Genomic DNA, 7,929 nt, shown 5'->3' with positions numbered 1-7,929 from the left:
CTGGGCTCCCTTGGGAAGCTCCAGAAATCCCCATAGGTTCGACAATAAGTTGTACTCTGGGGCGCTGCCAAGAGACAGACGCTTCGCCAATTAAGTTGTACTCTCCTCGTAAAACGTGCATCTATCCCCAGTCCAACAGGTTCGCGTGGGCACTTCCCCATCCATTCCTGCCAACGAGTTTTGGCCTGCCCCCCGCATATCGAGCAGCCTCGTGACTGCTTCTCCAAAGCGACCGTCCCTGCTCCAGAGCTTGCGGTTGTTTCTGATTTTCCGCTCAGAGAGTCCATGCTTATAGGCTGCGCTTTGCCATGAAATTCCAGTCGAAAACTTCTCCATCACACAGTTAAAAATTGAGCGATCATTTTGATAAGGGTTATCGTGAAGTGGTGTAACGAATGGGGCAATCGAGCGCCACTGAGTGTCGGACAGCTTTGAATTTACGTCTTCCGCCCTCTCTAGTGAGCGCAGTCCTTCTATTACACGATCAAACCTACCGTCCGCCCGCCAGCGTTCAAGAGCTCCTAGAATTAATGCGTACGGAATATTGTTTATCTCTGCCGCCTCCTCCAGTGAAGTAAATCCGGATTGATCAAGCCGCAGACATTCAAGGATCTTGCGATAATTCTGAGAAGGCACTCCTCTTCCATTTCTCGGTCCGAGGATGGTCTTAATTGCATCCCACTCTTTCTGTGAAAGCTCTTTATATTCAGAATCAATGGCGGCTTTTGAGCTGAATTGCTTTTTGTCTCTCGAGTTTGCGCTGGCTGCACGGAGCTCGCCTAGAAGATCTGTGATACGGTTTAGTCGACCGTCAGTCTGCCATCGTCTAAAAGCACTGATCGCGCGGCTAATACTGACATTGTTCATCTCTGCGGCTTTTTTCCAACTCACCTTAGATGTGAGTCTAACGAGCACCGCGTCGGCGATAGCTCGATCATGGTGTCCGGGCCTTCTAGTCCAGACAATCGATTCCAAAGCACCAGAAATTCGGTCCCACTCCGCTTGCGTCAGCTTTTGATAGTTGGGGTTGGGGCTATTATTGCTATGTCCGTAGTTTCCTTTCAACCTTGCAAGGCGCCTGCGGTGGGTGCTTGCAAACTCAAATGGTGATTCATGGCAGCACAGCTCGTTGAAGACCAATTTCGTCACGAATAAGGTCCCGCCTATATTCAAGCCTTTGACTTCAAAAGTTGCAGTTGCATGCGGTAGTTCGAAGTGTATATCCCCTTTTTTTGCAGATTGGAAAATTCCTCCCCAAGCGCGGCGTGCGGACGGAAAGCAATAGAACCAAGAAAGAATTTCTATCGAATTTTTGAAGTAACGATGGTTTTGTCTGCCAATACGTGTGCTGAGCTGAACTCCAGCTTCGCCAGATGCATCCGAGTAAGTGCAGATGTCATCAATAGATTGTGGTTTGAACAGCTGGGGTAAAAGAAATTTGTGAGGAATTGAGAACGCCCGAATAAGGGCTAGTGCCGGAATTACATAGCGTACATCGTGGTGCATCACTTCCCAAGTCGAATGTTTTGCTACTGAAGTCTGCTTTGCTCCAAAGGCATTCAGATACTCATTGAATGATGAAGTCATGAGCGCTCGAAAATCGAAAGTGCAAATCGTGTAGTCTCCTTCCGCCTTTGGAAGACCTCTTGAGCCAAGTTCGGCTATAGGAATCGAAAGAATTTCTCCCTCGTCCGAGCAGGCGGCTGCTATAGCCCGATCCAAATTGATACTAGTTGCTATTTCCATACTGGCGATATCGCTATCAAAGATCTTTTCGTCCACGGCGCGCATGGGCGTCCCGCCCGCCAGTCTTTCGAACAGATGCGTCCGACGCCTTGAATGCTTCGACTTGGGCGACAGTTAGTGGCATGTCCGATCGATTGTGCCGAAAGAACTGCCACTTGCCCGCAAGGTTGAGCAGCTGTCGCACAGTGAGAATCTCACCACGGCTGAGGGCTTGAAGTGCTTTCTCCTGAACTTGTAAAGCTAGTGGTTGGTCCACATCAGCAGGACTGAGCGGCACTTTGCCAGGTCTTCTATAGCGGAAGCTCAAGCTTGGCAGACGCGTGCAGTGCAAAAAAGCGTCCATCAAGATGTACTTGACTGGAGCATAAGGTTCTCGGTTGCCGTCTCGCATCATGAGAGCGGGCCAAGGGTTCTTCACCTCGGCGAAATCGCACCCTGCGCTGGCGAGAAAGCTGGGTCCATAGAGCGCGCGAAGCTCGAATGCAATCCTGGCTCCTGCGACTTGCCCGTTCGAGCGCGTAAGCTGCAGCTCCTGGGCGCGCCTTCGGTAGATGCTTCTCCACTCTCCGTGATGTGTCCATTGATCTGAGCACACAGCGGCGGTGGTTTGTGCGATCCTCTGAAGAACGTCGGGCGGGCACGCAGGAACGCTGCCGGTGCTTTCTTGGCGATGAGGAAGAGGCATTCGCAATTGCTGCGCAAATGACCGCGGGCGAGAGGCCGAGCACAACAATGGTGCATCGTGAACCAGGCAGACGTAGACCCCCGGGAAGCAATGCGACCGGTGCCAGTATGTTTCACCTCTGGACTGCAGATCTTCCCGCACACATTGCTTACAGAATCTGAACTCAGGAAGCCCGTGGGTGACCGATTTCACCAACGATGATGTCGATCCTCTTTCCGGCGGGCATCCCGCCAGGATCTTCTCCTTGCAGCGGTTTGCCTCCTCGGCAGTCATGTACGCCACCACATACGGGAACACCGTGTGTTCCCAAAGCAGCTTGTTCATATCCATCCGGGTTTGCTCCGCTATCGTCGGCAAGTTGGTGGGCAAAAACGAGGAGTAGTTGCTTCGGCCTGCGACTCCAACCAAATGAGTGAGCAATCGCTTGGGAGCAAGCCCGTTATGGATCATCGCCCGTGCCAGGACGCTGACGATGAGCTCATCTGGATATGGGGAAGGCAGCCTCAGGCTGCCCACAATGCGTCCTCTGGCTCCTTCATTAGGTCAAGCTCAAAGAGCTTTTCGACGATCGAAGTACCGGCGATGGCGGCAGCCACAATAGCGTGCCTGAAATCATCTGGCCGACCATCGAGGCCTGGGTAGGTTGGGATCAAGGGTTCATCCGGCGACTTGCTCGCTGGTCTACTCCGCACCTTGGCGGTCTTCTTCGGCGGTGCGGCTTTCTTCGCCAACTGGGCTACCGCGTCGAACATATTCTTGGCGGTTCCCTCGCTCTCGACCGCTTCGGCAAGCGCCTGGGCGTCGTCATTTGTCATACCCATCGACGTTGCTGCGTTGACGAGTCGAGGTTTGAAATCAGAGGTTCCGGGTCGAGCAGAGGCTGCACGCCCTGTAAGCAGTCGACGACGACGCTGGATGCTCTCAATGGTGTCTTCGATGCGAAGCACCTTCACGTCTTCATACTTTATGAGAGCCTCGACATCGTTCTCCCGAAGGGCTTTGATGACTGGATGGACGAGCCCGAAATGGTCATCGAACACTGAATGGACAAGTTGCGAACTCAGTGTGTGCACATCGTCCAGAATTGCCCGCGCCTGTACTGCGGCAAACAGTTTGATGGCGATATCCAAGATTCCTTGTGTGCAATAGTAGAAAGCATCGAGAAGGTCGTCGTCGAGAATTTGAGGTGTACTTGTCCAGCAATAGACCCACATGCTGCGCATGAAATAGACCCATTCGCCTTCGACATCCCTCGGAGCGCTGGTTTCTTCGTCAGCTACGGTTTCGTAGCGTGGCAAGGGCGACCAGTCGCCCAAACCGGACCTCAGACTCCGACGAATTTGACGCAAGTCTGCCGAGAGCACTTTCTCTGCCTTCGGAGTTCCGACAAAGATAATTGGGGTCTTGGACTTGTTCGCCAGAGTTGTCAGCGCGGTCATCACAAGTTGATCGGACTGCCTGCTGTTGTTTGCGGCATTCTGAACTTCATCAGGGATAAGCAAGCCAACACAATGCTTGTTCATCAGAGTTCGAACTGATGACTGTAGTGATTGCTCTGTAGCACGTTGGTGCACATGATCGTCGATGTAGGTGTTGCCAGGTATGAGCTCTGCAATGGCTTCGATGATCGAAGTGAGCAGTGCCTTGACACCCTTGCTGTCTTTGGGCATCTCGAAATGCAACCATGGGATCTGGTAAATATCCAGTTCAGGGTGGTAGATTACCCGCGGATAACGCGCCAAGCATCGCTGGATGGTGGTGGTTTTACCCATGCCAGACACGCCGATAAGCGCTCCAGAGAGCTTCGGTGTAACCGTCTCATATGTTTGCCGGAAGGCATTCGGATTCAATGCATCGTCATAAATTTCCTGGTACAACGCAATGTGCTCAGCAGATAGCGGTCGCCGTCCGATATAGCCATCACGCATTAGAGAGTCCAGCGTCAACGCCAGTTCAATATGAGCTGACATCGGGAACATCAGGTTGGCTAGACTAGGCAACTCCCTGATCCGGTCATGGCGCGGCCATTGGCGTGATGACTCATCGAAGGCCGGAGAAAAGCTGAGCGCTTCCACAATTTCCTCCTCGCTCAGCGGTATCGGCAACGCCTCGATAAGCTTGTTGCCTTGGTACCGCTTTTGCAATTGAGGCCGATAATTCGCTTTGACAACTTGTTTGTACTGTTTGGTCTGGCGCATATCATTGCCCTTCTAAAGAATCTTGCGAAATTCAGCCATACGTTCCGCAAGTGTCTTGGGCCGAGGGGCGGCCAGCACATCGCGCGCATCGCCTCCCAGCGGGGCCTCATGTCCAAGCTGTTCCTCTCGGATTTCACGACTAATCGGGACTACGTTCGAATTGTGGCCTCGGCTCTCGCCGGCATGCTTTTCAGCAAACTGCTCGGCACAATCAGGGCTGCTATCTTTGCGAACTCCGCCCAACTCGGCTCGTTCCTTTTGAAGCTCCTGTGCGCGTGCAGGCGCCGTGTCTTTTCGGCGGCTCGACCGGGAAACTCCTTTCGTGGCAGCTTCCATCCTCTTCTTCGCTGCAGCGACCATGGGCTGCGTCTGCTTGTGAAGCTGATACCTGTTCTGGCGGTTTATCTCAGCGCCCTCCGCCTTCAATGCCTCCGCATCGGCGAAATGCTGATGCACTTCCTTAAAGCTCATTCCTTTAATTGCAGACTGTCCTTGGTCAATGTAGCGATAACAGATTCTTTGCCATTGGGCGAGTAGAGGATGATTTCGTCGACGAGTCGATAGTCGAAGGCCAAATCCGCTGCATAGCGCTTCTTTCGACCTTCCACCAACCATCCCCGATCCCTCGCCTCAGGGCAGGAGTAGTGCAATTTTTTGAAGGCAATCCCATTCCCAGTCACCGTGGCTTTGCCCCGTGGCAAAAGCTCTTCTCTGAGCGACTCGAAATCCATGCGGTCAAGAGATCCCATACGGCGGCGCACGCTGTGATCGAATAGTTCAATTGGAATGGGGCGCACTCCATCGCTCGTTTGGCCGAGGCTCAACGGATAGTCCTTTTGAAGCGACTTGTTGTGGCAAATAATGGTCGCGACAATCTTGGTTTCCAGTTGGTGAATGTTCAGGCATGCTTCCTTATCGACATTCTTTGCTCTGCGCTTTCTGGCATCCGCATCTGGCGTATATCCTGGTGTGTCTGGGGCAATGATCTGATGAATCAATTTGAACCCACATTCGACAAGTGGCTTCCAGTCTGGCCGCAGCCCAGGTACGTTTGAAATCGTGCAGCGCAATGAGCGAGCGATTGGGCGGGCTTCTCGGCTGATAAGCTCACCTTGGTCTGCCAGAAATTGTTCCGGTGGCACGCCATGCGCTGGCCAATCGTCGGGATCGTAGGGAAGGCCAAGTCGCGCGCACAGTTGCTCCTTGTCTTCACCGATACTGAGAATTGCCTGCATGGCTGCGGTATAAGACGCGTTTTCAAACCCAATATACCATCCGACGATGAGACGGGTGTATCGATCAATGATCAGATAGAGCGTTGGCTTCCCAACAATTCTTGTGGGGTCTTCAGACGAGACAAGAACGACATCAACGATGGTGGCATCAAACTCGTAAATGTGAGCAGCCCCATGGCAATCCTTTAATACGGAACCTTCGGTCGCCCTGTCTTCCTGAGCGTAGCACTTTTCGCCCTTACGCTTTTTAAGTCGCTCCTCAAGAGGATAGTTCTTCTTAAGGAAGTACTCGATTTGGCGGTATGTAGGGCATTCGCTCCAATGCCGAAGATGACTTTCCCCATTGCCATCTTCATAGCTATAGTGACGCCTATGAAGCTCGCCCAGCGTTGCATTAAGGCTCCAAGTGCTCTGCGGCACCAAGTAAAGCTCTTCAAGGATATTGCGCATGTTCTTCTGATCCGTCTCACCAATCTGGTAAGGGTGCAGCGCCACGTCTTTTGCGTCTTCCAGATCCCCTTTGCGCGCCCGCTTTCGCCCCCGATTCGCGGTACCACTCGCAGTGCCGCAAGAATCATATTTTCCGGTGAGCGCATTCAGCGTTTGACCGCCTTGCCACCAGCGGCGCAGGTCGTGAAGAAGGGTTTTGGGCGTACCGCCACCAGGTTGCAGGGAGCGCTCGATAAGCAATCGATTTCTATGTGAAGGTTCAAAAATCCCTGGGTCTTGGACAAGCGATTTAATTCGTGCGTAGGCCCGGTCTGCGACCGCCAACCTCGCGGCAGATGGCTTTGCACTAAGCGTCGCCATTTTCGGCTGATGGAGATCTGTTTTCTCACGGGTAGGGGTGATCTTGGGCTTTGGTCGACTCTTGTAGTCGCAAGCCAAGTCCTCGTAGAGTATTCGGTAAGGAAGAGCTTTCTCTTCGTCGAGTTGAATAAGCCACGCATGCGCCAAGACCACAGTAGAGGCATCCTGAGAAGGAACCTCGTCCACGATGTGAAGGATTCGGTGGCTGGAGCCGTCACAGTGAAGGACGACATCATTCCTCATAAATTCGAGACTCATTTATGCTCCTCCCATCGAACGTAAACGTCCTGGCAACGCAGTGACCCGGAAAGTTGATAAAGGTGCCCGCTCGGGTGTGGCATTGGTGAGATCCATCGACATCGTGCGGTTGGCCAGCAGCATTCTTGCGACGCGTAGACCAGTGCCAGCAGAAACACTGCATCGCTGGTCATATTTGGTGCAGTAATCGACCAGTGATCCCTGAAACTGCGTATGCGTTAGGTCATTGGTCATGCGCATCTGATGCTCTTCAAAGAACATGCGCAATGAATCGCTTTCCTCAGGGTCAATTTGTGCCTGACGAATCCAGAATAGATTTTTGACCTTGTTGTGGGGAATGCGGTCTGAAATTATAAGAAAATATGTCATCCCCGCCATTGCGCAGAATGTGCGTTCAATCTCCATTCGTTCGACCACTTTGGGATCATTCAGATCCTTTTGCGTTTTTACGCTGTATGCAAAGTATGCCTCTTTCCCGTCAATAATTCTTGTCACTAAAAAATCCAAGGTCATCACGCACGGAACGTGGGTGGTCGGATAGTAGGGATGGGGAACTCCGAGCTCGCAGGCAATTTCGAGCGTGATGTCGCGATCAAGGGGGAACTGCTCACGAATGTCAATGTTGTCCATTCGCCATTCCAGCATGACGAACGTCTTGTGCTCTCCCAAAGAAAGCAGTTCGTGATTTCTCTCTGTTAGATAGCTATAGGGGTAGGCAGTTTGACCTTGAGAATAGAGATCTGTTATTTTTATCCAGGGAGTATAGGTTGCCAGCTTGCCTTTTCCTCTTCCTTCATTCTGGAATCTGATAATTATCTCTTCGGTCCATTTTTTTATGCCTCGACTCATTGTCCTGGTTTTTTCGTGTTGTGATTGGAGTTTTTATGGCTCTTGCGGGTCGGCATTTTGGGGTTGGTGGTGTGGTGCGGAGTTTATAGGTGAGTTTGAAGTATTATATATTGATGGGATGAGTTTTTTGGCTAATTTGGTAAATCTA

At 52.0% G+C, this 7,929-nt stretch carries 6 protein-coding genes; all 6 read right to left on the bottom strand.

Annotated elements, in window-relative coordinates; genetic code table 11:
• Window positions 1-90: 90 nt before the first annotated feature.
• The 6 genes from ACK59X_RS34680 to ACK59X_RS34655 are packed head-to-tail and all read right to left on the bottom strand — an operon-like array spanning window position 91 to window position 7,562.
• Window positions 91-1,791 (bottom strand): transposase, encoded by a 1,701-nt coding sequence (locus ACK59X_RS34680; RefSeq protein ID WP_409964067.1) that lies wholly within the window; start codon window positions 1,789-1,791, stop codon window positions 91-93.
• Window positions 1,763-2,881, bottom strand: coding sequence for a TnsD family Tn7-like transposition protein (locus ACK59X_RS34675; protein ID WP_409964073.1), 1,119 nt, complete (start codon window positions 2,879-2,881; stop codon window positions 1,763-1,765). Before ACK59X_RS34675 ends, ACK59X_RS34680 begins: the two co-directional genes overlap by 29 nt.
• A gap of 53 nt (window positions 2,882-2,934) precedes the next feature.
• The gene (locus tag ACK59X_RS34670) at window positions 2,935-4,629 is read right to left on the bottom strand and encodes a TniB family NTP-binding protein (RefSeq protein ID WP_409964065.1); all 1,695 of its coding nucleotides are present in this window, start codon (window positions 4,627-4,629) and stop codon (window positions 2,935-2,937) included.
• Window positions 4,630-4,641: 12 nt separating this feature from the next.
• Window positions 4,642-5,100 (bottom strand): hypothetical protein, encoded by a 459-nt coding sequence (locus ACK59X_RS34665; protein WP_409964063.1) that lies wholly within the window; start codon window positions 5,098-5,100, stop codon window positions 4,642-4,644.
• The gene (locus ACK59X_RS34660; protein ID WP_409964061.1) at window positions 5,097-6,932 is read right to left on the bottom strand and encodes a hypothetical protein; all 1,836 of its coding nucleotides are present in this window, start codon (window positions 6,930-6,932) and stop codon (window positions 5,097-5,099) included. Before ACK59X_RS34660 ends, ACK59X_RS34665 begins: the two co-directional genes overlap by 4 nt.
• Complete coding sequence (locus tag ACK59X_RS34655; RefSeq protein ID WP_409964059.1) at window positions 6,933-7,562, bottom strand: TnsA endonuclease N-terminal domain-containing protein; 630 nt, start codon at window positions 7,560-7,562, stop codon at window positions 6,933-6,935. It abuts the gene before it with no gap.
• Window positions 7,563-7,929: the final 367 nt, after the last annotated feature.

Source organism: Acidovorax sp., from assembly GCF_046339755.1.
Lineage (GTDB): Bacteria > Pseudomonadota > Gammaproteobacteria > Burkholderiales > Burkholderiaceae_C > Acidovorax.
The sequence above is the reverse complement of the archived record's forward strand: the minus strand, read 5'-3'. Positions and strand labels throughout refer to the sequence as shown.